Origin of the sequence: Amycolatopsis melonis (genome assembly GCF_040064235.1) — a bacterium.
GTDB classification, from domain to species: Bacteria; Actinomycetota; Actinomycetes; order Mycobacteriales; family Pseudonocardiaceae; genus Amycolatopsis; species Amycolatopsis melonis.
Genome location: NZ_JBDZYD010000018.1, coordinates 130,001 through 154,972 on the forward strand (window position 1 = coordinate 130,001; position 24,972 = coordinate 154,972).

Genomic DNA, 24,972 nt, shown 5'->3' on the forward strand with positions numbered 1-24,972 from the left:
GATGCGACAACGATTCCTGGCAGGTGCGGCGGTCGCCGTGCTCGCCTTCACCACGCTGTCCCCCGCGGCCTCCCAGGCCGCGGCCGTCCAGACGCTGCGCGTCGACCTCGGCGCCCCGACGGGCGCGTTCCACGGCGGCGCCACGGGCATCCTCTACGGCCTCGGCGATCCCGGGGTGCCGTCGCAGGACCTGATCGCCGGGATGCGCCCGCGCACGATCTCGCAGAAGGCGCCCGACGGTGAGCAGCACCCCAACGGCGACGCGCTGAAAGTGGCCGACGGCTTCTTCGCCGCCGGCGGCACCGACGTGCACATCTACGCCCAGGACGTCTACAGCCGCTGGCCGTACCAGGACCTCGGCGTCGACGACTACATCGCCCGGCTCAGGCCCCAGCTGGCCAAGGTGGCGCAGCGGCCGGACCGCGACCGGTTCGTGTGGACCATCTTCAACGAGCCGGACGGCAACTGGTACGCCGACTGGGCGAACAAGAAGCAGCAGTTCTTCGCCGACTGGACGAAGGTCTACCGCGTGGTCAAGTCGGTCCTGCCGAACGCCCGGATCGCCGGTATCGGCGAAACCGGGTACGGCGCCGACCACCTGCGCGAATTCCTGGCCTACGCCAAGGCCAACGACGTGCTGCCCGACATCGCCACCTGGCACGAGCTGAGCCCGGACTCCCCCGCCACCTACCGCGGGCACTACGCCGGCTACCGCGCCATGGAGCGCTCGCTCGGCATCTCCCCGCGGCCGATCACCATCAACGAGTACACCGACCGGCAGGACACCTCGGTGCCCGGGCGGCTGATCCAGTGGATCACCATGCTCGAAGACACCAAAGTGGACGGTCAGCTGGCGTACTGGTCGCTGGCCGGCAACCTCAGCGACAACGCCGTGCGCACCGGCCGTGCCAACGGCGGCTGGTGGCTGACCAAGTGGTATGCCGACCTGTCGGGTGACACGGTCCGCGTGACACCGCCGCGGCCGGACACGCGGGACTCGTTGCAGGGCCTGGCGACCCTGAACCGCCAGGACCGCAAGGCGACCGTCCTGCTCGGCGGCACCGCGGACGCGGTCGACGTGTCACTGACCGGCCTGGACCGGAAGATCTTCGGCGACCGGGTGGACGTCCGGATCGCCAAGGCGACGTGGTCGGGCTACGAGGGCGACGCCCAGCAGCCGCCGATCGTGGCGGCGTCCCGGGTCGGTGTGCAGGACGGCAAGGCGACGATCTCCGTGCCGGGCGGCGACAAGCTGGCCGCGTACCAGGTGGTCGTCACACCCGCAGGCCTCGGCGCCCCGCCGGTCGCGACAGCGCCGTGGCAGGCGAGCTACGAAGCCGAGTCGGGCACCGTGGAGAACGCGCAGGTCTACGTCCAGGACGACGGATCCGGCTCGTGGGACATGGCCATGCGCTACACGACGTCGGGCGGCAAGGACGTCGGGTCCATGAACACCCCCGCGTCCCGGGTCACCGTGGATGCCGACGCCCCGCGCGACGGCGCGTACCGGCTGGGCGTCTTCTACGGCACCAACGCGTCCGTCGGCCGGCTGGCGTTGTACGTCGACGACACCTACGTGCGGACCCTGACCCTGCCGGCCACGCTGAACTGGACCTACCGCGGCCGGCTGGACACGCCGCTCACGCTGACCGCGGGCAGGCACCGCGTCTCCGTGCGCACCACCGATCCGGGCGGCTTCCTCGGCGGCTCGTCGGACGTCACGCTGGACCGCTTCGACCTCACCGAGGTCACCGGCCCGGAGCGGGCGGAGTACCCGCTGGCCGACGGCCGCCGGTCCGGCGGTTCGGTCGACCACGGGACGGGCGCACTGCAGGTGCTCGCCCCCGGCGCGGTCGTCCTGGCACCCGGGCAGAAGGTCACGACGTATGTGTCGGCCGCCGAAGACGGCTACTACCGGCTGTCGACGACCTGGGCGGGCATCAGCCGCAGCACGCTGGGGCTGACGCTGTCCGGCCGCCGCGTGGCAGGCGGCGACCTGACCGCGACCGGCACCGGCGTCCGGTCGGGCAGCGCGACGGTGTTCCTCAAGGCGGGAGTCACCGAAGTGACCCTGTCCGACGAAGGCCGTACGCCGCTGGTGGCGGGCACGCTCACCCAGGTGCGCGACACCGCCGCCGACCGGAACGCGGTCCGCGTCGAGGCCGAGTCCGGACAGCTCGCGGGCGGAGCGGCGACGGCGACCGGGCCGTGGGCGTCGGGCGGCTCCTACGTCGGCTACCTGGGCAACGGCGGCACGCTGACCATCCCGCGCACCAGCGGTCCCGGCCAGTACGACCTGACCGTCGCCTACGCGCAGGCGGAGAAGAACACCGGGCACCCGTACAACACGGACACGATCACCCGCACCCTGGTGGCGACCGAGGCGGGCGGCACGGTGACGCAGGCGCCGTACCGCCACAACTACACCTGGGACGGCTTCTGGCCGGAAACCTCACCGATCGACCTGACGACAACGGGCGGTGCGCTGACCTTCGGCAACCCAGCCGCCTGGGGACCCAACGTCGACTGGATCCAGCTCGCCCCGCTGCTCGTGACGAACACGGTGACACCACGGCACTGACCGGACGCGGTGCCCGGCCGTCCCGCCGGGCACCGCGTTCCCGGGTGACCATCGAACCGGCGGGCGGACCGCGGGCCCTCCCCGATGCGGCGAAGACGGCAGTCCACTGTGGACCGGCGCAATGCCCCAGCAGGCGAAAGCCTTCGGCGCCGTGCCGGGTGCGGATGACCCGCCGCCCAGCCGGGCTCAGTGGATGTGCGAACCGCCGTTGACGTCGTAGGTCGCGCCGGTGATGTAGCCGGATTCCTCCCGGCAGAGGTAGGTGATGAGGTCGGCGACGTCGGCCGTGCGGCCGTTGCGGCCGACCGGGATCCCCGCCAGCAGGGCCGCCTTCCGCTCGCCTTCGAGCAGGCCGCCGGTGATGTCGGTGTCGATCAGGCCGGGTGCGACGCTGTTCACCGTCACCCCGCGCGGGCCGAGTTCGCGGGCCAGGGCGCGGGCGAAGCCGAGCTGCGCGGCCTTGGCCGCGGAGTAGGCGACGCCGCCGAACACGCCGCCGCCGCGTTCGGCCGACACCGACGACAGGAACACGATCCGGCCGAAGCCGCGTTCGGCCATGCCGGGCGCGACCGCGCGGGTGATGTTGTACGCGCCCCGGACGTTCACCGCGAAGATGCGGTCCCACTCGGCCCCGTCCACCTCCAGGAACGGCGTGGGCGAAGTGATCCCGGCGTTGTTGACCAGCGCGCCGACCGGCCGGGCGTTCGCCGTGAGGGTGTCGAGCGCGGCGGTCACCGAGGTTTCGTCGGTGACGTCGCAGGCGAGGCCCAGTGCGGGGACGCCGTGGGCGGCGGCGATTTCCTCGGCGGCAGCCTTGGCGCCGGTCTCGTCGAGGTCGAGCACGGCGATGTTCCAGCCGGCGGCCGCGAGCGCGTGCGCGGTGGCCCGGCCGATGCCGCGCCGCGAGGCGGCGCCGGTGACGATCGCGGTCTTGTCTGTGACGCTCAAGGGTTTCTCCCGGGTCAGAGTTCGGCTTTGACGCGCGCGCAGAGCGCGTCGGTGGACAGGCCGTAGCGGTCGTGAAGGGTGGGCAGGGCGCCGGCGGCAAGGAACTCGTCGGGCAGCGCGGCGGCGATGATGCGCGAACCCGTGCGGCCGTAGGCGGCGGTGGCCGCGACGGCTTCCGACAGCCCGCCGATCACCGTGTGGTTCTCGCAGGTGACGACCAGCCGGTCCGTGCGCAGCTGGGCGAGAATCGTGGTGGTGTCCAGGGGTTTGACGGTCGGGACGTGCAGCACGGCCGCGTCGACGTGGTCGGCTTCGAGCCGGGCCGCGGCCTGCAGCGCGCGCATGGTCATCAGGCCGGTCGAGACGAACAGCACGTCCCGGCCGCCGCGGAGCTCGGCGGCCTTGCCGAGTTCGAACCGGTAGCCGTACTCGTCGAGCACGGTCGGCACCTTGCCCCGCAGCAGCCGCAGGTACGTCGGGCCCGGGTGCGCGGCCAGCGCCGGGACGGCCTGCTCGATGTCGACCGAGTCGCACGGATCGACGATCGTCAGGCCCGGGCAGGCCCGCAGGATCGCGAGGTCCTCGGTGGCCTGGTGACTGGGCCCGTAGCCGGTGGTCAGCCCGGGCAGGGCACCGACCACGTTGACGTTGAGGCCGGGTTCGGCGATGTCCAGGCACAGGAAGTCGTACGCCCGCCGGGTCGCGAAGACCGAGTACGTGGACGCGAAGGGAACCAGCCCGGCTTCGGCCATGCCCGCGGCCGCGCCGAGCATCGCCTGCTCGGCCATGCCCATCTGGAAGAACCGGCCGGGGTGCGCGTCGCGGAAGACGTGCATGTCGGTGTACTTGGCCAGGTCGGCCGACAGCCCGACGATTTCAGGCCGTTCGCCGGCCAGCCGGTTGAGCGCGTGCCCGAACGGTGCCGGGGTGGTGCGCTGGCCGGGGTCGGCGAACGACGCGATCATCGCCGAGGTCTTCAAGCGGGTGGTCACTGCGTGGCTCCTTCGAGCTGGTCGCGGGCGGCCTGCCATTCGTGCTCGGCCACGGGCATGAAGTGCGCCTTCTCGCGGGTCTCCAGGAACGGGACCCCGCACCCGATCCGGGTGTCGCAGATCAGCACCGACGGACCGCCGGTGTGCGCACGGATTTCGTCGAGGCCGTCGAGCAGCGCGGCGATGTCGTTGCCGTCGACGCGCACGGCGTGCCAGCCGAACGCACGCCACTTTTCGGTCACCGGCTCGGTCCGCAGGACACCGGGCGTGGGCCCGTCGGCCTGCAGGCCGTTGACGTCGACGATCGCGGTCACGTTGCCGAGTTCGTGGTGGGCGCAGGCCAGCGCGGCCTCCCACGTCGAGCCTTCGTCGAGTTCGCCGTCGGAGAGCAGGTTGAACACCCGGGCCGGGTTGCCGCGGTACCGCAGGGCCAGTCCCATGCCGCAGGCGACGCCGAGGCCGTGGCCGAGCGAGCCTCCGGAGATCTCCATGCCGGGCGTGTAGGACGCCATGCCGGACATCGGCAGCCGGGAGTCGTCGGAGCCGTAGGTTTCCAGTTCCTGCAGCGGAATGGTGCCCGCTTCGGCGAGGGCGGCGTAGAGCGCGATGGCATAGTGGCCGACCGAGAGCAGGAACCGGTCACGGCCGTCCCACCCGGGGTCTTCGGGCCGAAGCCGCAGTTCGCCGTCACCTCGGGCGTAGAACACGGCGAGGATGTCGGCAACGCCGAGCGCTTGGCCGATGTAGCCCTGGCCCTGCACTTCGCCCATCGTGAGCGCGTTGCGGCGAATCCGGGTGGCGGCCGCGCGCAGCCGGGTGACGAGCTGCTCGCGGGGTGGTGCGGAAATCACGGGTTCTCCTTGTGTCAGCTGACCGGGGTGGGTGCGGGTGCGGTGAGCCCGCGTTCGAGGGCGGCGACCCGCGCACGTTCGGCCGCGCCCCAGGTCTCGCGGGTCAGCAGGGTGGCGACCAGGCCGAGCAGGCCGTAGCCGCTGAACAGCAGGGCCGGGCCGATCCAGCCGGTCGCGGTGAACAGAGCGGTGGCGATCAACGGCGTGAACCCGGAGACGACGGCGGACAACTGGTAGGACAGCGACGCGCCGCTGGTGCGGGTCCGCGCGCGGAACAGTTCGGAGAACCAGGCGCCCTGCACGCCGGCGAGGCTGTTCTGGCACACCGCGTAGCTGACGACGAACGCGAGCACGATCGCGACGGCGCTGCGCGTGTTGAGCACGAGGAAGAGGGGAATGCCCCACGCCAGGGTGATCGCCGTGCCCAGCAGGTAGACCGGGCGGCGGCCGATCCGGTCGGTCAGCGCGCCCCACAACGTCGTCGCGGCGATGCCGAGCCCGGCGGCGAGCATGAGGGCGAACAGCGTCACGGAGCGGTCGGCGAGCTTCTGGGTCGCCAGGTAGGACAGCACGAACGTGACCGACAGGGCGTAGCCCGCGGTTTCGGTGATGCGCAGGCAGAACGCCTTGAGGACGTTGCGCCAGTCCGTGCGCAGCACCTCCAGCAGCGGTTTCTTCGCGACCTCGCCCTCGGACTTGAGCTCCTCGAACGCCGGCGACTCCTCGACCTTCAGCCGGATCACGATGCCGACCACGATCAGCACGGCGGACAGCAGGAACGGCACCCGCCACGCCCACTGGTCGCCCAGCGGCACGCTGACCAGGAACGCCGTGTTGGCCAGCAGCAGCCCGACCGGGAACCCGGCCTGGGTGAGCCCGGTGTAGAGGCCGCGTTTGCGCCACGGCGCGTGCTCGAAGGTCATCAGGATCGCGCCACCCCACTCGGCGCCGAACGCCAGCCCCTGCACCACGCGCACGACGACGAGCAGGATGCCGGCCCACACGCCGACCTGCGAGTAGGTGGGCAGCAGGCCGATCAACACCGTCGCGATGCCCATCACCAGCAGCGAGCCGACCAGCACGGGCTTGCGGCCGATCCGGTCGCCGAGGTGCCCGCCGATGATCCCGCCGAGCGGGCGCACCGCGAAGCCGACGCCGAGCGTCGCGAACGACAGCAACGTGCCGGACAGCGGGTTGCTCGACGGGAAGAACGCCTCGTTGAAGTACAGGGCCGCGGCGGTGCCGAAGCCGATGAAGTCGTAGGTCTCGATGGTCGCGCCCACCGACGAGCCGAGTGCGACCCGCCGCCGGGCCGGAGTGCCCTCGAGCGCGGCGCGGGTCACCTGGCTGCTTTGTCCGGACATGAGATCTCCAGTGATCCGTCAGGAGAGGTTGAGAGTTGACTGTTAACACTCAACAGATAGCCCACCATGCAACCCGGCCCGGTCTTCTGTCAAGGGCCGCGGTCAGGCCTCGGCAGCGCCCCCGAAGTGGGCGGCGGCCGCCGTCATGTGTTCGTGGACGACCTCGAGCGCCTTGCCGAGGTCCCCGCGCTCGATGGCTTCGATGATCGGGGCGTGCCGGGCCGGCGTCATCATGCTCGGCGCCCCCTCGGGCCCCCGGTTCATGATGGTGATCCGGATCCGTCCTTCGAGGTGGCGCCAGGACTCGACCAGCATCGTGTTGCCGGACAGCTCACACAGCTTCAGATGGAAGCCGAGGTCGGCCTCCACGCGAGCGGCGAAGTCGTCACCGGCGTCCTCGAGCAGCCGCAGCGCGTGCCGGAGGGCGGTCACCGCGCTTTCGCGGCCCGGGCCGCCGATGATCTCGGTGACGGCGAGACCTTCGAGGGCCGCCCGCACCCGGAACAGCCCCTGGATTTCCACCTCCGAGAGCGCATTGACCCGCAGCATGCCCCGCATGCCTGCCCGCACGAGCCCTTCCTGCTGCAGGTGCCGGAGCGCCTCGCGGACGGTTCCGCGGCTGACCCCGAGCCGCTCGGCGAGCTCGACTTCGCCGAGGTGGTCACCGGGCCGGTAGGCACCGGAGGTGACCGCCGACCGCAGGGCCTGCAGCACCCGTTCCCGCAGCGTGCTGCGGTCCATCGTCGGCAACGGCTCGGCGGACAAGGCGTCTCCTCTCGACAACCCATGGTAACTGCCGACAGTCGACCGTCGACTCCCGGCACACCACGGACACACTGAAACTTGCAGTATTCCCGGGACCGGCGAAAGCACAGGTCAACCCGGCTCTCGCGGCGTTCCCGGGAGCGACGGCTGGACAAGATTCCCGCGCACGCGATGGACTCGCGGTACCGACAGACGAGCGCCCAGCCCGGAAAGTTAACGCTAACACGATGGAGTGTTCGCATGCCCCGACCCACTCGCCGCGTCCCCGTCATCGCCGCCGCGACCCTGGCCCTCGCATCGGTCCTCGCGACGGGACCGCAGATCCCCGCGAGCGCCGCGACCACGGTGACGGTCAACGGCGCCACGACGTTCCAGAAGATCGAGGGCTTCGGCATCTCCGAGGCCTTCGGGATGGCCAACGCCATCCGCGGCCTCGGTGCCACCGCCCGGCAGCAGGCGCTGGACCTGTTGTTCAGCACCACGAACGGCGCCGGCTTCAGCATCCTCCGCAACGGCATCCCGTCCGGCAGCGACTCGATCGAACCCCGCAGCCCGGGCAGCCCCTCGGCGACGCCCACCTACGTCTGGAACCCGAACAGCGACGCCACCGACCAGGGGCAGCTGTGGCTGGCCAAGCAGGCGAAGAACACCTACGGCGTCACGAACTTCTACGACAACGCCTGGGCCCCGCCGGGGTACATGAAGACCGACGGCAGCGACTCCGGCCGCGGCCCGTTGTGCGGTGTTCCCGGTGCCACCTGCGCCTCCGGTGACTGGCGGCAGCACTACGCGAACTACCTGGTGCAGCACGCGAAGTTCTGGGCCTCGGCCGGCCTGACGCCGTCGGCGACCGGGTTCGTCAACGAGCCGTCGCAGGGCTCCGGGTTCGGCAGCATGCAGTTCACGCCCGCGCAGGCGGTCAACTTCCTGTCCGTGCTCGGTCCGGCGATGAAGGCCTCCGGCCTGCCGACGAAGATCGCCTGCTGCGACCTGCTCGGCTTCAACCAGCTCCCGTCGTACGTCAGCGCGGTGACCGGCAACGCCGCCGCGAACGCCGCGACCGGGCTGTTCACCGCCCACGGCTACTCCGGCGCGCCGACCAGCCCGGTCAGCACCGGAGGCCGGAGTGTCTGGCAGTCGGAGTGGTCGGTCAACGGCAACACCTGGGACGGCTCGTGGGACGGCGGCGGCCCGGCCGACGGGTTCCACTGGGCCCAGCAGGTCCACACGGCACTGGCCGGGGCGAACGTCAACGCGTTCCTGTACTTCTGGGGCATCAGCACCACCAGCCACGACAGCTCGCTGATCGGCCTGCGTGGTTCGACGCTGACGCCGGCCAAGCGGTACTACGCGCTGGCGAACTACAGCCGGTTCATCCGGCCCGGCGCGACGCGGATCTCGGCGACCGGCTCCGGCAGCCTGGCCGCGTCGGCCTACCGGAACCCGGACGGCTCGGTCGTCGTCGTGCTGCTCAACAGCGGCACCGGCAGCGTCGCGACCACCGTCGCCACGACCGGCACCGGCCTGACGAGCGGGACCGTGACGCCGTACCTGACCAACTCCGGCAGCAGCACCGCCGCGCAGCCGACGATCGGACTGGCCAACGGCGCCTTCTCCGCGACCGTGCCCGCCCGCTCGCTCGTCACCTACCGCATCACGCGCTGAGGGGGCAGCTCATGCGACACTTCATCGCCGCCGCGCTCATCGCGGGCGGCAGCATCGCCGGCACCGCACCGGCGTCGGCGGCATCCCCGCTGCCGTGCGACAGCTACGCGGCGGGCGGCACGCCGTGCGTCGCGGCGCACAGCACGACCCGTGCGCTGTACTCCTCCTACACCGGTTCCCTCTACCAGGTAAGGCGTTCCTCCGACAACGCGAACAGGAACATCGGTGTCCTGGCGCCCGGTGGCCCGGCGAACGCCGCGGCGCAGGACTCGTTCTGCGCGGGCACCACGTGCGTCATCACGGTGCTCTACGACCAGTCCGGGCACGGCAACAACCTCGCCTACCAGGGCCCCGGCGGGGCGGGTGGGCAGGACGTCCCGGCCGTGGCGAACCGGGAGGCGCTGACCACGTCCGGCGCCAAGGTCTACTCCTTGTCCATCAACCCGAAGAACAGCTACTGGCACGACGGTTCCGCCTCCGGCGTCCCGAAGGGCAGTGCGCCCGAGGGCATGTACATGGTGACCAGCGGCACGCACGTCAACCACGGCTGCTGCTTCGACTACGGCAACAGCGAAACCGACCGGCGGGCCGACGGCGCGGGCGCGATGGACGCCATCTACTTCGGTACCAGCTGCTGGTTCGGCGGCTGCTCCGGCACGGGACCGTGGGTGCAGGCGGACCTCGAGTACGGGCTCTACCCCGGCGGCAGCAGCGCGTGGAACCCGAAGCAGCGGGCGTTCCCGGACAAGTACGTCACCGCGATGCTCAAGAACAACGGCACCACCCGCTTCGCGCTCAAGGGCAGCGACGCCCAGGCGGGCAGCCTGACGACGCTGTGGGACGGCGCCCTCCCCCGCGGGTACAACCCGATGAAGAAACAGGGCGCGATCGTGCTGGGCAGCGGCGGGGACTGCTGCGCCCACAACACGAACCTGAGCCAGGGCACGTTCTACGAGGGCGCCATGGTGTCCGGCTACCCGTCGGACGCGACCGACAACGCCGTCCAGGCGAACATCGTCGCCGCCGGTTACCGCTGAGACCCGGATTCACCCGAGACAGAAAGGGATCGATCGTGCCGAAATCCAGAATGCGGTCGCTGGCCGCGGCCACGCTGCTGGCCGCCGCCGGTACCGCGGCGGCGACGGCGCCGTCCGCGGACGCCGCGGTGAACCTGCCCTGCGACATCTACGCCGCGGCCGGGACCCCGTGCGTCGCGGCGCACAGCACCACCCGGGCGTTGTTCGCCGCCTACAACGGCCCGCTGTACCAGGTGCGGCGGTCCTCCGACAGCCGCACGCAGAACATCGGCGTGCTGGCGGCCGGTGGCTACGCGAACGCGGCGGCCCAGGACTCCTTCTGTGCCAACACGAACTGCGTCATCACGGTCATCTACGACCAGACCGCGCGGCACAACAACCTGACCCAGGCCCCGCCCGGCGGGTTCTCCGGCCCCGCTCCGGGCGGCTACGACAACCTCGCGGACGCCAAGGCCGCACCGACGACCGTGGGCGGCCACAAGGCCTACGGCGTCTTCGTCGCGCCCGGCACCGGGTACCGCAACAACAACGCGACCGGCACGGCGACCGGTGACCAGCCCGAAGGCATGTACGCGATCTTCGACGGCACGCACGCCAATGGCGGCTGCTGCTTCGACTACGGCAACGCCGAGCGCAACAGCCACGACAACGGAAACGGCACCATGGAGGCCATCTACTTCGGGAAGATCAAGGTCTGGGGCTACGGCACCGGACCGGGCCCGTGGATCATGGCCGACCTGGAGAACGGCCTGTTCTCCGGGGTCAACCGCGGCTACAACGCGAACGACCCGACGATCACCCACCGCTACCTGACGGCGATCGTCAAGGGCGAGCCCAACCACTGGGCCATCCGGGGCGGCAACGCGCAGTCGGGTGGTCTGTCCACTTTCTACAACGGCAGGCGGCCCAACGTCTCGGGCTACAACCCGATGCGCAAGGAGGGTGCGATCATCCTCGGCATCGGCGGTGACAACAGCCACGGTTCCGCGGGGACGTTCTACGAAGGCGTGATGACCGCGGGTTATCCGTCCGACGCCACCGAGAACGCGGTCCAGGCGAACATCACCTCGGTCGCCTACCACTGACGGGTTCGCGGCCGTCACCCACGCCGGGTGACGGCCGCGAACGCCGTCCTCAGGCCGACTCGCGGATCACCAGGGCGGTGTCCAGCACCACCCGACGCCGTCCCGTGGCACCACCCAGCACCGCGAGCAGCTCCCGCGCGGCCTGGGCACCGAGTGCCTCGACCGGCTGGCTCACCGTCGTCAGCGGCGGATCGGTGACGGCCGCGAACACCGTCCTCAGGCCGACTCGCGGATCACCAAGGCGGTGTCCAGCACCACCCGACGCCGTCCCGCGGCACCACCCAGCACCGCGAGCAGCTCCCGCGCGGCCTGGGCACCGAGCGCCTCGACCGGCTGGCTCACCGTCGTCAGCGGCGGATCGGTGACGGCCGCGACCGGGGCGTTGCCGAAGCCGACCACCGCGACGTCGCCGGGCACGCTGCGGCCGGTGCGCCGCAGGGCACGCAGCACCCCGGTCGCCATGAGGTCCGACGCCACGAAGACCGCGTCGACGTCGGGGCGGCGGTCGAGCAGCCGGAGCGTCACGTGCTCGCCGGACGCCTGGCCGAAATCGCCGTACGCCAGCAGTCCCGGATCGTAGAGACCGGCTTCGGCGACCACCTCGAGGTAGCCGGCGAGGCGGTCCTGCCCCGGCGCCGTGTCCTTCGGGCCCGCCACGGTGGCGATCCGCCGCCTGCCCGAGTCGAGCAGGTACTGCACCGCGGCCGCCGCGCCGCCGCGGTTGTCCACGTCCACGCAGGCCACTCCGGTGGCGTCCCCGCACAGCGGCCGCCCGGCGCTGACGACCGGCACCGCGAGCCCGGCCATGGCCACCGAGTAGCGCGCGTGCGTGCTGACGAACAGCACGCCGTCGACGTGCCCGCTGCTGAGGTAGCGGGCCGCCGACACCTGGGCGCTCTTCGGGGACCGCACCACGAGGACCACGACCTGCATGCCGGCGCGGGCCAGCTCGGCGCCGGCACCCCGCACCAGCCGCCCGAAGGACGGGTCGGAGAACGACCAGGGGCCGTCCTCCCCCACCGCGACGGCGATCGACCGCGTGCTCCGGTGGCCGGCGACGGTCCGCGTGCCGCGCTGGCGGACGTAGCCCAGCGCCCCGACCGCCTGCTCGACCCGGCGCCGGGTCTGGTCGCGTACCTGGGGGAATCCGTTGAGGACCCGGGACGCCGTCGCCGACGACACCCCGGCGACCCGGGCGACGTCGGCCAGTGTCGGCCGCGGGCCGGGCAGCTCGAAGACGGTCACAGTCACCTCCGTCGGATCGGGTCAGCGGGTACGGATCAGGACGGCACTCCCGGACGGCACCGTGGCCGTCACCGTGCCACCGGACACGGGCAGGGCCCGCGGCTGCGGGTGGAAGTCCCCGTTCGCGGTCACCGCCGAACCCGCGATCGTGACGGCCTTCGAGGTGAGCGCGGGCGCCGTGAGCACGTAGGCATCCGCCGCGGTGACGGTCCCCGCCGGGCGCACGGTGGCGGTCAGGGCCGAGCCGCTCTTGTTGTTCACCACGACGGCGTCGCCGATCCCCCAGGCCGAGACCCCGGACGCGCCGGACACCGTCGCCGCGTGCACGGGCCCGGTTCCGGCGAGGCTCCACAGCAGCTCGGCGTAGTAGACCGCCTGGACCCCGGTCGGCACCGACCCGGCGAACGCGATCGGCGAGTAGTACAGCGGGAACTGGGTCGACGTGCCGCCGTGGAAGTGCACGCCGGACCCGTCGTGGGACGCGACGCCGTTCAGGAAGTCCAGTGCCCACAGCGCCGCGGCCTGCACGTCGCTGACGCCGGGAGCGCCGCCGTGGAAGTAGGAGTTCGCCTCGGTCATCCGCCACTGCCCGATCCCGCCCGCCGCCTTCGCGGCGGCCATGGCGCTCCACTGGCGGGCCAGTGCGCCGCCCGGGGCGGTCGAGGCGAGCATGCCCGCCACGGACGCGGCGGTGTTCGGCCCGATGTAGGTGTGCATCGACAGCACCGCGAGGCCGGCGGCGCGCTCGTGGGTGGCGAACGGCATCGGCCACGAGGTGTCGCTCGCCGCGCCGGGTCCGTCGAACAGCGCGCCCGGCACGCGCGCGCGGATCGCCTTGACGTAGCTGTCGTAGGACGTCTCGTACGCCGGCTCGCTGCGGTAGTAGTTCGGCTCGTTGCCGATCTCGAAGGCGGCAAGCGTCGTCCCCAGTGCTTTGGCCGCGTACGCGGCTTCCGAAGCGGCCCGGGCGGCGGTGTTCTGCTTGAGGTTGATGCCGTAGAGGGCCTTCCACCCGGCGGCCTTCAGGAACCCGGCCAGCTTGTCCACATCGGACGGTGCGATCTCGGTGGCGGAGCCGCCCGCGCCGTCCGGGTTCCAGCCGACCATGTCGGCGAGGTTGCCGCCCAGCCGCAGGACGCCCGGGCCGAGCAGCCGGAACAGCGCGACCAGACCGGTGTTCCGTGCGTCGAACACGCCCGCGCCGACCCGGTCCTTCTCGTAGCTGAACCCCGCGAAGCCCGGGCCTGAGCGGCCGGCGGTGGCTTCGCCGACGGTGACGGTGACCGCCACGGCGGCATGGGCCACCGCGGCGGCTCCGGTGGTGACCGTGACCGCCGCCAGCAGCGCGGCGGTGTGCCGCCGGAAACGCCTCAGCCGGATCATGTTCCGCTTCCTTCCGTCGGCCGGGGCCGGGGACCCGCGAGGGATCCCCGGCCCCGGTGGTGAGGGTGCGTCAGCTCGCCGCGATCGTCACCACGGCGTTGCGGCTCGCGCCGGGCGTGACGTCGACCGAGAACAGGTGCGTTCCCGCGTCGTAGCGGACCGCGCCCGCCGTTCCGTCGGTCGCGGTCACCTTCGGTGCCGCCGGGGCGTACCCGCGCAGGGTCACCGTCTGCTCGGAGGCCGCGAACGCCACCGTCGCGTGCACGCTTCCGTTGTCCGACAGCTGGCTGATCCGCTTGCTGCCGAGCGAGGCGAACTTGCCGGTGTCCCCGAGGAACGCGATCCCCGACTGGCCGACCGGGGCCACGACGTAGTAGGAACCGTTGCTGTTCACCGTGTCGGTGAAGGACCCGCCCGCCGGGACGACACGCCCGGCACCGGTGAAGTAGTTGTACACATACGCCGCACCGGCGACGCCCACACTGGCCGGGGTGAAGCTGACCGACTGGGTTCCGTTGTTGCGGGCGTAGGCGAACACGTAGCCGTCACGCAGCCCGTTGTGGTCGCTGTAGGTCCCCGCCACCATCGGCGCGCTCGAGTTCTGCGCGATCGCGGGGTACACGCTGTCCAGCGGCACGAGCGAGGTGTCCGGCTTGACGATGACGCCGTCGCCGCGCACCGACTTCAGCAGGTTGGACACGCTCTGCTTGCCCAGCGCGTCCCCGACGCCGACCATGCCCGCCGACAGCGTGGACAACAGGAGGTTGTTCGTCTCGGTGCTCATGAACACGTCGGCCCACGGCCAGATGCCCAGCGCGCTCGCCAGCCGCGAGCCGAACAGGAACGTGTCCCACCGCGACCGCTCGAACCGGTCGAAGCTGACCCGGGTGGTCTGCAGGGCCGGGTACTGCGTGCTCTGCAGGTTGTTCCACGGCAACGCCATGCAGTACTGCATCGTGACGTTCTTCGCCGCGGCCGAACGCGCCATGTTGCCGAGGAAACCGTCCGGATCGGTCAGGTTGTACCGCGGCTGCGCCTTCTCCGACAGCCAGTCCTGCTCGTAGGTGACGACGCCGGAGTTCGCCAGGTAGTCCATCGTGCTGTTCCAGAACGCCGGGTCCTTGATGACGTCACCGGACATGCTGTACTGCTGCCGGTACGGGCTGGCCGGGTCGATCCACCGCGCGTGCGTCACCAGCGGCACGCCGACCTGCTGCTTGAACGCGGCCAGCCCGTTCGGGAACAACGCCGGCGCCGCACGGTAGGTGTACTCGCCGCCGCGGTCGGAGCCGGTGCCCTGCCAGGAGTTCGACGACCCCTTCGGGTACCACCAGCTGTCCAGCTGCAGGTACCCCACCGGTGTCCCGCGCGCGGCGAAGTCCTTCACCACCGCGTCCAGCGTTCCCGCATACCCCCGCGAGGTGTCGTACTTGTAGTAGTAGGTGGCGCCGTTGTCGGTCCAGTACCCCAGCTTGTTCAGCGTCACGTTGGCGTCGTTGGGCACCGGGCGCTTGCCGCCCAGTGCCAGCAGCGCCGACCCCCACGTGCCGAAGGTGCTGTTCACGCCGTTGCCGACGACCAGCATCGTCCGGTGGGTGAACCCGGCGGGCAGCGTGCCGACACTGGACACGATGCCGTTGGACACCGTGTTGGTGCTGCTGCGGGCCATGTTCGCGACCGGGAAGTTGTCGGCAGGGGACAGCAGGTACCCGTGGTTCTGGGCGTCGAAGGTCAGCAGCGGGCTGTCGTGGGCCGGTGTCCCGCCGAACTGGTACGGCGACCAGGAAGCGTCCTGGAACGACTCCCGGTACGCCAGCGAGGGCGAGGCCAGCGCCGGGAACGTCGCCCCCGCCGTTGCCGTGTTCGCCACCTGCGCCAGGTTGGTCGAACCGAACAGCACGACCGGGGTGTTCTGGTACACCCGGATGCTCCCGCTGCGGCGGACGGTGTCGGTGTAGGTGAACACGACCTCCTGGTACGCGCCGATCGCGTCGGTGCCGGTCGTGGTGCTCTGGCCGGTCACCGCGCGGCCGACGGTCCCGCTGAACGTCCACGCCACCGGTTGCTGCGTGCGGATCTGGTAGCTGCCGTCGGCGTTCACGGTGGCCGTGATCCCGGCCGCCGCGACCGAGCGCGGCGCCGTGTCGGCGGTCGCCGTTCCCTGGGCGGCCACCAGCGCGGTGAGCAGCAGGGTGGCGGTGGGCGCGGCGAACCGCGCGCGTCGTCGTGTGCGCTTGGACATCAGGGGCGTCTCCGAACGGTGTGTAGGGGTGGAACCGGCGAACCAGGCTCGGGCAGGCGTCAGCGACCGCCCGAAACCCGGTACATCACGACGCCGTGGCCCGGGACGCTCGCGCTGATCGCGCCGGTCGTGGTGCGCACGGCACCGGTCCACAGGTCGGCGAGGGAGTAGGTGGCCGCGCCGCTCTTGCCGATCGCGGACACCGTGGTGGTGATCGTGGCCGCGGCGGCGTTCTCGTTGAACAGCACCACCGCGACGTCGCCGTTGACGAGCGGTTTGGCGAGCACGTCGCGGCCGCCCGCCGAGGCGACCAGCCGTCCCTGTCTGCCCAGCGGGTCCTGGTCGACCGCAATGACCGCCTTGTTGCCCAGGGTGGCCAGGGTCGTGGCGCTCGCGCCGGCCAGGTTGTTGCCCGCCAGCAGCGGCGCGGCCATTTCGGCCCACAGGCTGAACTCCGCGCGGTCCTCGGTCGCCGTCATGCCGTTGCCGACCTGCAGCATGTCCGGGTCGTTCCACCGCCCCGGCCCGGCGAAGGCCGCGAGCCCGGCGTTCGTGTGGAAGATCGAGAGCATGCTGGCGAAGTTCGGCTGGATGTCCGGCGTGGTACGCCACAGGTTGCCGATCGGCGGGGCCCAGTTCCACGGGTCGTGCACGCCCCACTCGCAGATGCTGTAGACGATCTTGCGGCCGGTCGCCGCCAGCGCGTCGCGCATCGCGGTGTACCGGTCGATGTACTGCTGGGTGGTGCCGCCCGCGTAGCAGTTGTCGTACTTGAGGTAGTCCACGCCCCAGGAGGCGAACAGCTTCGCGTCCTGCTTCTCGTGGCCGAGGCTGCCCGGACGGCCCTTGCACGTGTGGGTGCCGGCGTCTTCGTAGATGCCGAACTTCAGTCCCTTCGAGTGGACGTAGGCAGCGGTACCCGCGATCCCGTCGGGGAACTTGGTGTAGTCGGGCTGGAGGTTCCCGGCGGCATCGCGGCTGTTGGCCATCCAGCAGTCGTCGACGTTGACGTACTGATAGCCGGCCGCGGCCAGCCCGGAGGCGACGATCTTGTCGGTCGTCTGCTTGATCAGCGCCTCGGAGACGGTGCACTTGTAGGCGTTCCAGTCGTTCCAGCCCATCGGCGGGGTCAGCGCGAGGCCGTTGTCGAGGGCCTGCGCGGGCGCGACCAGGACACCGGTGAGGGCGGCGGCCGCCACGAACGTGGTTCTCCAGCGCATGACGGGCTCCCCTCAGGCCGGAACGCGGTCGGAAAAGGTGAACTTCACGACGTAGGCCTGCGCGGCGAACGGCGCGGTCGCGGACGGCATCGTCAGGTGCAGCCCGCCGCCGTCCTGGACCGGGCGGGGCAGGGTGACGTAGCGGCCCGCGGTGTTGTCCAGCAGCTGGGTGGCGACGAGGCCGGCCAGCGGGAACCGGCTCGCGGTCAGCGTGCCGATCGTGGTCGTCCGGCCCTGCCAGCCCAGGACGGTGGCGTAGAGCACCTTGCCGTCCTTGCTGCGGGTGAACCGGATGTCCTGCGCTGTCCCGGCCTTCGGCCCGGTGAACGAGCCGCCGCCCATCTTCGTCGGGCCCTCGCCGAACGAGGACCAGGACCGGGTCGCGTACACGGACTCGCCGAACCGGCCGAGGTAGTCGCCGATGCCGAGCAGGATGCTGCGCTGGCCGTCGGGAATCGTGCCGTCGGCCATCGGGGCGATGTTCAGCAGCGTGTTGCCGCCCTTGGCGACCCGGTCGAGGATCGAGTGCAGGATCGCCTTGAGCGAGTAGTAGCCGATGCCGTTCGTGTAGCACCAGCTGGAGCTGGAGATGCTGTCGTCGGTCAGCCAGTACGGCGTGAGCAGCCCGGCCGGGCCGCCGCGCTCGTAGTCGTAGACCTCGCCGCGGTTGTTGAACCCGTCCTTGTAGGTGGCCACCACGTCCTTGTTCCACGCGACGGCCCGGTTGTAGTAGTAGGCCAGGAAGTTCAGCCGCCGGGCTTCCGGGAGCTTGCTCAGGTTGAAGTCCTGGTAGATCAGGTCGGGCTGGTAGCCGTCGACGATCTCCTGCAGCTTCGCGTACCAGAGCTGGTTTTCGGCGGTGGCGCCGAGCTGGCCGTAGAGCTTCTTGAGCGACGTCGTCGGCTGCGACGGCACGTGGTCGTAGTAGCCGGTGAAGTTGAACGCGTGGTGCAGCGCGCACAGGAACTTCAGGCCCTGCCCGCGGATGGCCTGCCCGTGCAGCCCCACCAGGTCCAGCTTCGGGCCCTTGGCCACGGAGTTCCACTCGTTGGCGCGGCTGTTCCACATCGAGAACCCGTCGTGGTGCTCGGCCACCGGCCCGGCGAACTTCGCGCCGGCCGCCTTGAACAGCTGGGCCCACGCGACCGGGTCGAACCGTCCGCCCGCGGAGACGAGCTTGGGCGCGAACTGGGTGAACCGGCCCGACTTGTCGTTGGCCCCGTTGATGAAGTTGTGGTAGGGCCAGACCGACGGGTCGCCGTACACCTGCTTGTGGTGGTTGTTCTCGTTGGACCCGGCGATGTGCATGTTCCGCGGGTACCACTCGTTGCCGAACGCCGGAACGCTGAACACGCCCCAGTGGTAGTAGATGCCGAACTTGGCGTCCTGGAACCACTCCGGCGCGGGCGCGTGCTGGTCGACCGACGACCAGCTCGGCGTGTAGGAGGCGGGGCCTTCCGTGGCGGCGGCGCCGGGAGCGAAACGCAGGAACCCGGCAGCGGTGGCCGCACCCGCCGCGGCCAGCACCGCGCGGCGGCTGATTTCGGGCATGGACAGGGAGTCCGGGGACATGGGAGCACCTTTCACGAACCGGTTTTCGGCCGGACAGACCCGGAACAGGAGAAGAAAAGGGAAAATAGTGTTAGCGCTAACACGGTCTCCGGCGGGTATCGCGAATCCGCACGGGAACGGCACGTCGGGGATCGGGAGACCGGGAGTTGTTCACGTCCGCACATCCTTGGGCGAGTGACGGTACCGGGGTTCTGGGACGGGTCGCGGTCGTCGTGACGATCGGTGATCTTTTGACCGCAGTCCCGTAAGGATGATGCTGGAACCACACCCACCATACTGTCAACAAACTGAACAAAAGTGCCCGAAAAATCCGGTGCGGTCGTCGAATACCGTCGAATAAAGCCAACCGCCGCTGCAACCGCGTCCGGCGCAATGGCCGGTCACGGCAATACCTCTTCGGCAATCGGGGCATATTTTGTTCAACGCTTGTCGCATCGCCGGGATGCGTGTACACCTCATGGATGTGGCGGCACAGCAACCGGGCACGCGCACCGAGAACCACGAACGCGTCATCGAACTGCTGCGCACGCGGGGACCGCTGACGCGGGCGGAACTCGCGCGGCTGCTGGACGTCTCGCGCGCGACGATCTCCAACGTCGTCGGCGCGCTGTACCGCGACGGCGTGATCGTCGAAGGCGCCGACGCCGGCACCGCCGGCCCGCCGCGCCAGGGACGGCCCGGCACCCCGCTGACGCTCAACCCGTCCGCCGGTGCGGTGGTGGGCATCGACTTCGGCCACACGCACGTCCGCGTGATCGTGGCGGATCTCGCGCACACCGTGCTGACCGAGCAGTGCCGGGAGCTGGAACGCGATCACGACGCCCGCGAGTCGCTGGAAACCGCGGCGGCACTGGCCGAGGAGGCGCTGACCGCGGCCGGTGTGGACCGCGGCAAGGTGCTCGGCGTCGGCGCCGGGCTCCCCGGACCGGTCAGCACCCTGACGGGGACGATCGGGCCGTCCAGCATCGCGCCGAGCTGGGTCGGCCTGCGGCCGGCCGACGAGCTCGGCGCGCTGCTCGGGCTGCCCGTGATCGTCGACAACGTGGGCAATCTCGGCGCACTGGCCGAGGTGACGTGGGGCGCGGGCCGGGGCGCGCAGGTGGCCGTCTACGTCAAGCTCGGCACCGGCGTCGGCGCCGGCTTCGTCATGGGCGGGCGGCTGTTCCGCGGTTCCTGCGGTACCGCGGCGGAGTTCGGGCACCTGACGATCGACCCGGCCGGCGCGGTCTGCCGCTGCGGCAACCGGGGCTGCCTGGAAACGTGCGTGAGCCTGCCCGCGCTGCTGGCGCAGCTGCGGACCCGCCAGGGCCCCGGGTTCACCGCCGACGACCTGATCCGGCGCGCGCTGGACGGCGACCGCGCCTGCGTCCGCGTGCTCACCGACGCCGGGCACCGCCTCGGCAGCGCGCTGGCCGTGCTCGGCAACCTGCTCAACCCCGACCGCGTGATCATCGGCGGCGACCTCGCCGCCGCGTTCGACATCCTCCTCCCGCCGTTGCGCAGCGCCCTCGAACGGGACGCACTCCCCTTCGCCGTCGCGCAGGTGTCCGTCTGCAAAGGACAGCTGGGCGAGCGCGCCGTCGCGCTCGGCTCGGTGGTCACCGTCCTGCACGCCTCCGCCCGGCTCGCCGGCCGCGGCTGAAAGTTACAGCCCGCTTTCCCCGGCCTCCCCGGCATCGCCTTGACACCGCACGGCGGCCGTGGAAACCCTTGGGCGGCAAGCGCTTCCCGCCGTGGTCGGCAAATCCACTCCACCCAGTCAGGAGAGCCATGCGATCCACGACCCCCGCCTCGTCCGGCTTCCGATGGCGCGCGCTGCCCGGCCTCGTCGCAGCGCTGCTGGCCATGGCCACGATGTCGGCGCCGCCGGCACCGGCCACCGTGCCTGCCACCACACCCGCGGCCGCCACCGCCGGGTGCGGCAAGGCACCGGCGCTGGCCACCGGCACCCACACGATCACCAGCAGCGGCAAGAACCGCAGCTACATCATCACCGTGCCGGCAGGCTACGACCGCAACCACCCCTACCGGCTCGTCTTCGGGCTGCACTGGCTCGGCGGCAACGCCACCGACGTCGCCACGGGCCGCACCGTCCTGACCGACGTCTGGGCCTACTACGGGCTGCTCCGGCTGTCGAACAACAGCACGATTTTCGTGGCACCCCAGGGCTTCAACAACGGCTGGGCCAACTCCGGCGGCGAAGACGTGACCTTCGTCGACGACATGATCAGGCAGATCGAAGGCGCCCTCTGCGTCGACACGACCCGGATCTTCTCGGTCGGCTTCAGCTACGGCGCGGGCATGAGCTACGCGCTGGCGTGCGCGCGGGCGAACGTGTTCCGCGCGGTCGCGCTCTACTCGGGCGGCCAGCTCAGCGGCTGCAGCGGCGGCACCCAGCCGATCGCGTACCTCGCCTCCCACGGCATCAGCGACCCGGTGCTGAGCATCGCCGGCGGCCGCTCGCTGCGAGACCGGTTCGTCCGCAACAACAACTGCACACCGCAAACCCCACGCGAACCGGCGAAGGGCAGCCGCACCCACATCGCGACGACGTACGCGGGCTGCTCGGCAGGCCACCCGGTCGAGTGGATCGCGTTCGACGGAGGCCACGACGCCAGCCCGGCCGACGGAGCGAACAGCACGGCCCCGGCACCGGTGAAGGGCCGCACCACCTGGCTCCCGGCGGAAACCTGGAAGTTCTTCACCCAGTTCTAGGCGGCAACCCGGGGCGCCGGTGTCACCACAACGGAACGGCCGGCTCGCCCAAGTTTCCGGCGAGCCGGCCGTCGCCGCTCCCGCGATCACCCCGAGGTGCGGCCGGTGCCGTTCGTGTTCCCCGGCAGCGCGCGGTGGAGCGGCTGCCGCGGCACCGGAGTCTTCGGCAAGCTGCGCAAGGACCTCTCCGGCACCGGCCACGCTTGGTCAAGGACGCCGTGGAGCCCGGCGGTGCAGCAGGTCGTAACCGCGGACAGCGAGCTGAAGCCGCTGCTGGTTGTCCACATCGGCCGGATCGAGGCCGAGGATTTCCCGCAGCCGGTCGAGCCGGTGGTACAGCGTCCGGCGCTGGACGAACAGCGCCTCGGCAGCGCGGGCCTTGTTGCCACCGCAGGTGAGGAACGTCCGCAGCGTCGGCAGCAGCGGGTTGCTCGTGCGGGCGTCGTGCTCCAGCAGCGGACCCAGTTCGTCCTCGACGTACCGGGTGAGTTCCGGGCCTTCCGACAGCGCCACCAGCAGACGCAACGCGCCCAGATCGTCGAAGCGCATGAGCTCGCACTCCGGCGCGGACGCGGCGACCGACGCGGCACTCCGGCCCTGGCGAACAGCCTGCGGCAACGCCATCGGCGGAACCATCCGGCTGATGCCGCCCCGGACCCGGCGCCGGGTCAGAGTGTCCACAAGCGACTCCGCGCCGTCCGCGAGGCCGGCCACCGCGAGGTCGAAGTCGCCGATGTCGCCGACAACGGACGGCCACTGGCCTTCGCGCAGGAGCCTGGCGAGGTCCTGGTCGCCGAAGGGTTCACCGGCTGCTTCGCGCGCGGTGACCACGACGATCAGCTCGCGGTCGCGCAGGTCCTGGCCGAGGGCGAGGGCGCGGCTGACGAACTTCTCGCCGGTGATGTCCCCGAGCAGCAGCCGGTTGAGCAGGGCGCCCTGCCGCTGGGCCGCCCGTGCCCCGCTTTCGCGTTCGCTGAGCAGGGAGATCGCGATGGCGGCGGCCGCGCGTTCCATGGCCCGCAGGTCCGCGGCGCCCGGCTGCACGCCGCCGTGCAGCAGGTGCAGCCAGCCCCACGACTCCCCGCGCAGGATCACCGCTGTCCGGGCGCAGGCGACGACCTCGCTGAACGAGCCCGCCCGGGCCTGGGGACGTTGCTTCTCGCCGGCCAGGATCGGGTGGTGGCGCTCGTGGATCGCCCGCGAGTGGGCGTCCCACCCGGCCACGAGTTCGTCGGCGGCCGGGGTCGAGCCGCTGTAGGCGAGCATCCGGTGGGCGACGTCTTCGAGCACCACCGGATGCCCGGTCCGCCGGGCCAGCTCCCGCACCATGCCGACGTAGTCCTCGTCGGCCAGCAGGAGGTCCATGAACGCCTGGCCGGTCGCCTCCTCGGCGATCAGCCTGCTGACCCGGGTCTCGACCAGGACTTCGTGAACCTGGGCGGAAGCCTCCACGAACGGGATCTCGTCGGCGAGGCCGACCAGCGGCAACCCGACGGCACGCGCCTCGTCGACGACCGCGTCCGGCATCCTGTCGAACATCCGGCCGGCCAGCTCGACCACGAGAACGGCCGCGTGGGCGTCGGCGAGGCGGCGGATGAAGGCACGCTGCTCGGACTCGGTGCGGCCCATCCCGAGCCCGGCGGTCAGCAGCATCTCCTGCCCGGACAGGAAACGGTGGATGTCGGGGATCTCGCCGGTGTGCACCCAGCGGACCGGCTGGTCCATGCGGTCCTCCCCGGCCAGCACGTGGACCGTGGTGCGCTGGAAGACCTCGAGCTGCAGGGCGTCGCGGACGGTGAGGACCTCGGGCATGTGGTCTCCAGTGTGTGAAACGTACGCGCTCACTATTACACGGATTGTGTCTGCCCGGCCCGCCCGTCGTTGCGCAGACTTCTTGCCCAAGCCACCAGGGGTCACCGTTTCGGTAAGGAGTGTGCAGTGTCCACAGCGGCCAAGCTCGTGAAGAAGCCCGTCGCGGAGACCACGTCACGGACCAGTCGTCCCGACATCGCCGACACGGTTTCCGAGATCATCGCCGACGTCCGGCAGAACGGTGACACCGCGGTGCGCCGCTGGTCGGAGAAGTTCGACGCGTGGACCCCGGACTCCTACCGGCTCGGGCCGGACGAGATCGCCGCGGTGGTCGCCTCGGTGCCCGGAACCGTCCTCGACGACCTGCGGTTCGTCCAGCGGCAGGTGCGCGGGTTCGCCCAGGCCCAGCGGGAGTCCCTGGCCGACTTCGAGGTGGAGACGCTGCCCGGAGTCTACTTGGGACAGCGGAACATCCCGGTCGGCGCGGCCGGGGCATACGTCCCGGGTGGCCGGTACCCGCTCACCGCCTCGGCGCACATGACGGTGGTGACCGCCAAGGTCGCCGGCGTCGAGCGGGTCGCGGCGACGACCCCGCCGGACCGCGGCACGCCGCCGCCGATCAGCATCGCCGCGATGCACCTGGCCGGCGCGGACGAGATCTACGTGCTCGGTGGCGTGCAGGCCGTGGCCGCGCTCGCGCTGGGTACCGAGACGATCGCTCCCGTCGACATGCTGGCCGGGCCGGGCAACGCCTACGTCGCCGAAGCGAAACGCCAACTGTTCGGCGAAGTCGGCATCGACCTGTTCGCCGGGCCGACCGAGGTGCTGATCGTCGCGGACGAGACGGCGGACCCGTTCGTCGTCGCGACCGACCTGCTGTCGCAGGCCGAGCACGGGCCGGACTCCCCCGCCGTCCTGATCACCACCTCGGAGGAGCTGGCGGCGCGCGCGATCGCGTGCGTGGAAGAGCTGCTGCCCGGCCTGCCCACCGGCGACGTCGCCGGCCGCGCGTGGCGGGACAAGGGCGAAGTGCTCGTCGTCGAAAACCTCGACGCCGCCTATGCGCTGGCCGACGAGTACGCGAGCGAGCACGTCCAGATCCTCACCGCCGAGCCCCGGGCCGCGCTGCGGAAGATGCGCAACTACGGTGCGCTGTTCCTCGGCGACAAGACGTGCGTCGCCTACGGGGACAAGGTGATCGGCACCAACCACGTGCTGCCGACCCTCGGCGCGGCCCGCTACACCGGCGGGCTGTGGGTCGGCAAGTACCTCAAGACCGTGACGTACCAGGAGATCCAGGACGCCGGGTCCAGCGCGGAGCTCGGCGAGCTCTGCGGCCGGGCGTCCCGGTTGGAGAATTTCGAAGGACACGCGCGCTCGGGTGATGTCCGCAGCGCACGTTTCGGTTCGGCTCGTCTCGAGTGGACCGACCACGTTTTCGGGCGCGCCTGACCGGCGCGAGCGGGGGATCTTCCGCGCCGAACCGGTCGACCAC

At 71.1% G+C, this 24,972-nt stretch carries 19 protein-coding genes; 7 read left to right on the top strand and 12 right to left on the bottom strand.

The window, feature by feature from the left end; all coding sequences use genetic code 11:
* Position 1 precedes the first annotated feature (1 nt).
* The gene (locus ABJI51_RS39370) at positions 2-2,581 is read left to right on the top strand and encodes a carbohydrate-binding protein (protein ID WP_348956253.1); all 2,580 of its coding nucleotides are present in this window, start codon (positions 2-4) and stop codon (positions 2,579-2,581) included.
* Between the two features lie 186 nt (positions 2,582-2,767).
* On the opposite strand, the gene ABJI51_RS39375 is transcribed toward ABJI51_RS39370, so the two are convergent.
* The 5 genes from ABJI51_RS39375 to ABJI51_RS39395 form a co-directional block, all read right to left on the bottom strand.
* The gene (locus tag ABJI51_RS39375; RefSeq protein WP_348956254.1) at positions 2,768-3,529 is read right to left on the bottom strand and encodes an SDR family NAD(P)-dependent oxidoreductase; all 762 of its coding nucleotides are present in this window, start codon (positions 3,527-3,529) and stop codon (positions 2,768-2,770) included.
* A 14-nt stretch (positions 3,530-3,543) separates the two neighbouring features.
* Complete coding sequence (locus ABJI51_RS39380) at positions 3,544-4,521, bottom strand: transketolase family protein (protein ID WP_348956255.1); 978 nt, start codon at positions 4,519-4,521, stop codon at positions 3,544-3,546.
* Positions 4,518-5,372: a transketolase gene (locus ABJI51_RS39385; RefSeq protein WP_348956256.1), complete on the bottom strand. Its 855-nt coding sequence runs from the start codon at positions 5,370-5,372 to the stop codon at positions 4,518-4,520. The genes ABJI51_RS39380 and ABJI51_RS39385 overlap by 4 nt, the downstream gene beginning before the upstream one ends.
* 14 nt (positions 5,373-5,386) lie before the next feature.
* On the bottom strand, positions 5,387-6,736 hold the full coding sequence (locus ABJI51_RS39390) for an MFS transporter (protein ID WP_348956257.1): 1,350 nt from the start codon (positions 6,734-6,736) through the stop codon (positions 5,387-5,389).
* Positions 6,737-6,838: 102 nt separating this feature from the next.
* Positions 6,839-7,501 carry a GntR family transcriptional regulator gene (locus ABJI51_RS39395; protein ID WP_348956258.1) on the bottom strand — a complete coding sequence of 221 codons (663 nt, stop codon included), beginning with the start codon at positions 7,499-7,501 and terminating at the stop codon, positions 6,839-6,841.
* Between the two features lie 240 nt (positions 7,502-7,741).
* On the opposite strand from ABJI51_RS39395, the gene ABJI51_RS39400 reads away from it, so the two are divergent.
* From ABJI51_RS39400 to ABJI51_RS39410, 3 genes are read left to right on the top strand one after another with little or no spacing between them, the layout of a single operon-like run.
* On the top strand, positions 7,742-9,166 hold the full coding sequence (locus tag ABJI51_RS39400) for a glycoside hydrolase family 30 beta sandwich domain-containing protein (protein ID WP_348956259.1): 1,425 nt from the start codon (positions 7,742-7,744) through the stop codon (positions 9,164-9,166).
* 11 nt (positions 9,167-9,177) lie between these two features.
* Positions 9,178-10,203 carry an arabinofuranosidase catalytic domain-containing protein gene (locus tag ABJI51_RS39405; protein ID WP_348956260.1) on the top strand — a complete coding sequence of 342 codons (1,026 nt, stop codon included), beginning with the start codon at positions 9,178-9,180 and terminating at the stop codon, positions 10,201-10,203.
* A gap of 35 nt (positions 10,204-10,238) precedes the next feature.
* Positions 10,239-11,288, top strand: coding sequence for an arabinofuranosidase catalytic domain-containing protein (locus ABJI51_RS39410; protein WP_348956261.1), 1,050 nt, complete (start codon positions 10,239-10,241; stop codon positions 11,286-11,288).
* A 49-nt stretch (positions 11,289-11,337) separates the two neighbouring features.
* On the opposite strand, the gene ABJI51_RS39415 is transcribed toward ABJI51_RS39410, so the two are convergent.
* The 6 genes from ABJI51_RS39415 to ABJI51_RS39440 form a co-directional block, all read right to left on the bottom strand.
* A complete protein-coding gene (locus ABJI51_RS39415) occupies positions 11,338-11,499 on the bottom strand; it encodes a substrate-binding domain-containing protein (protein ID WP_348956262.1) in 162 nt (53 codons plus the stop codon).
* Positions 11,500-11,504: 5 nt separating this feature from the next.
* Positions 11,505-12,533, bottom strand: coding sequence for a LacI family DNA-binding transcriptional regulator (locus tag ABJI51_RS39420; RefSeq protein ID WP_348956263.1), 1,029 nt, complete (start codon positions 12,531-12,533; stop codon positions 11,505-11,507).
* Between the two features lie 21 nt (positions 12,534-12,554).
* The gene (locus ABJI51_RS39425) at positions 12,555-13,916 is read right to left on the bottom strand and encodes a glycosyl hydrolase family 79 C-terminal domain-containing protein (protein ID WP_348956264.1); all 1,362 of its coding nucleotides are present in this window, start codon (positions 13,914-13,916) and stop codon (positions 12,555-12,557) included.
* Between the two features lie 70 nt (positions 13,917-13,986).
* Entirely contained in the window at positions 13,987-16,158 is a 2,172-nt protein-coding gene (locus tag ABJI51_RS39430; RefSeq protein WP_348956265.1) for a hypothetical protein, read from the bottom strand.
* 59 nt (positions 16,159-16,217) lie between these two features.
* The gene (locus ABJI51_RS39435) at positions 16,218-17,378 is read right to left on the bottom strand and encodes a glycoside hydrolase family 27 protein (protein ID WP_348956266.1); all 1,161 of its coding nucleotides are present in this window, start codon (positions 17,376-17,378) and stop codon (positions 16,218-16,220) included.
* 12 nt (positions 17,379-17,390) lie between these two features.
* The gene (locus ABJI51_RS39440) at positions 17,391-18,950 is read right to left on the bottom strand and encodes an alpha-L-fucosidase (RefSeq protein WP_348956267.1); all 1,560 of its coding nucleotides are present in this window, start codon (positions 18,948-18,950) and stop codon (positions 17,391-17,393) included.
* 442 nt (positions 18,951-19,392) lie between these two features.
* On the opposite strand from ABJI51_RS39440, the gene ABJI51_RS39445 reads away from it, so the two are divergent.
* Together ABJI51_RS39445 and ABJI51_RS39450 are read left to right on the top strand one after the other, a co-directional pair.
* A complete protein-coding gene (locus ABJI51_RS39445) occupies positions 19,393-20,592 on the top strand; it encodes an ROK family protein (RefSeq protein ID WP_348956268.1) in 1,200 nt (399 codons plus the stop codon).
* 128 nt (positions 20,593-20,720) lie between these two features.
* Positions 20,721-21,665: a CE1 family esterase gene (locus tag ABJI51_RS39450; protein WP_348956269.1), complete on the top strand. Its 945-nt coding sequence runs from the start codon at positions 20,721-20,723 to the stop codon at positions 21,663-21,665.
* Between the two features lie 207 nt (positions 21,666-21,872).
* Here ABJI51_RS39450 and ABJI51_RS39455 read toward each other — a convergent pair whose 3' ends face one another.
* Complete coding sequence (locus ABJI51_RS39455; RefSeq protein WP_348956270.1) at positions 21,873-23,477, bottom strand: PucR family transcriptional regulator; 1,605 nt, start codon at positions 23,475-23,477, stop codon at positions 21,873-21,875.
* Between the two features lie 126 nt (positions 23,478-23,603).
* On the opposite strand from ABJI51_RS39455, the gene hisD reads away from it, so the two are divergent.
* Positions 23,604-24,929 (top strand): histidinol dehydrogenase, encoded by a 1,326-nt coding sequence (hisD, locus tag ABJI51_RS39460; protein WP_348956271.1) that lies wholly within the window; start codon positions 23,604-23,606, stop codon positions 24,927-24,929.
* The last annotated feature ends 43 nt before the right edge of the window (positions 24,930-24,972 follow it).

Coding starts and splice junctions, on each gene's coding strand:
- ABJI51_RS39370 (WP_348956253.1), top strand. CDS start 2: ATGCGACAACGATTCCTGGCAGGTGCGGCGGTCGCCGTGCTCGCCTTC.
- ABJI51_RS39450 (WP_348956269.1), top strand. CDS start 20,721: ATGCGATCCACGACCCCCGCCTCGTCCGGCTTCCGATGGCGCGCGCTG.
- ABJI51_RS39390 (WP_348956257.1), bottom strand. CDS start 6,736: ATGTCCGGACAAAGCAGCCAGGTGACCCGCGCCGCGCTCGAGGGCACT.
- ABJI51_RS39400 (WP_348956259.1), top strand. CDS start 7,742: ATGCCCCGACCCACTCGCCGCGTCCCCGTCATCGCCGCCGCGACCCTG.
- ABJI51_RS39405 (WP_348956260.1), top strand. CDS start 9,178: ATGCGACACTTCATCGCCGCCGCGCTCATCGCGGGCGGCAGCATCGCC.
- ABJI51_RS39440 (WP_348956267.1), bottom strand. CDS start 18,950: ATGTCCCCGGACTCCCTGTCCATGCCCGAAATCAGCCGCCGCGCGGTG.
- ABJI51_RS39435 (WP_348956266.1), bottom strand. CDS start 17,378: ATGCGCTGGAGAACCACGTTCGTGGCGGCCGCCGCCCTCACCGGTGTC.
- ABJI51_RS39455 (WP_348956270.1), bottom strand. CDS start 23,477: ATGCCCGAGGTCCTCACCGTCCGCGACGCCCTGCAGCTCGAGGTCTTC.
- ABJI51_RS39425 (WP_348956264.1), bottom strand. CDS start 13,916: ATGATCCGGCTGAGGCGTTTCCGGCGGCACACCGCCGCGCTGCTGGCG.
- ABJI51_RS39430 (WP_348956265.1), bottom strand. CDS start 16,158: ATGTCCAAGCGCACACGACGACGCGCGCGGTTCGCCGCGCCCACCGCC.
- ABJI51_RS39445 (WP_348956268.1), top strand. CDS start 19,393: ATGCGTGTACACCTCATGGATGTGGCGGCACAGCAACCGGGCACGCGC.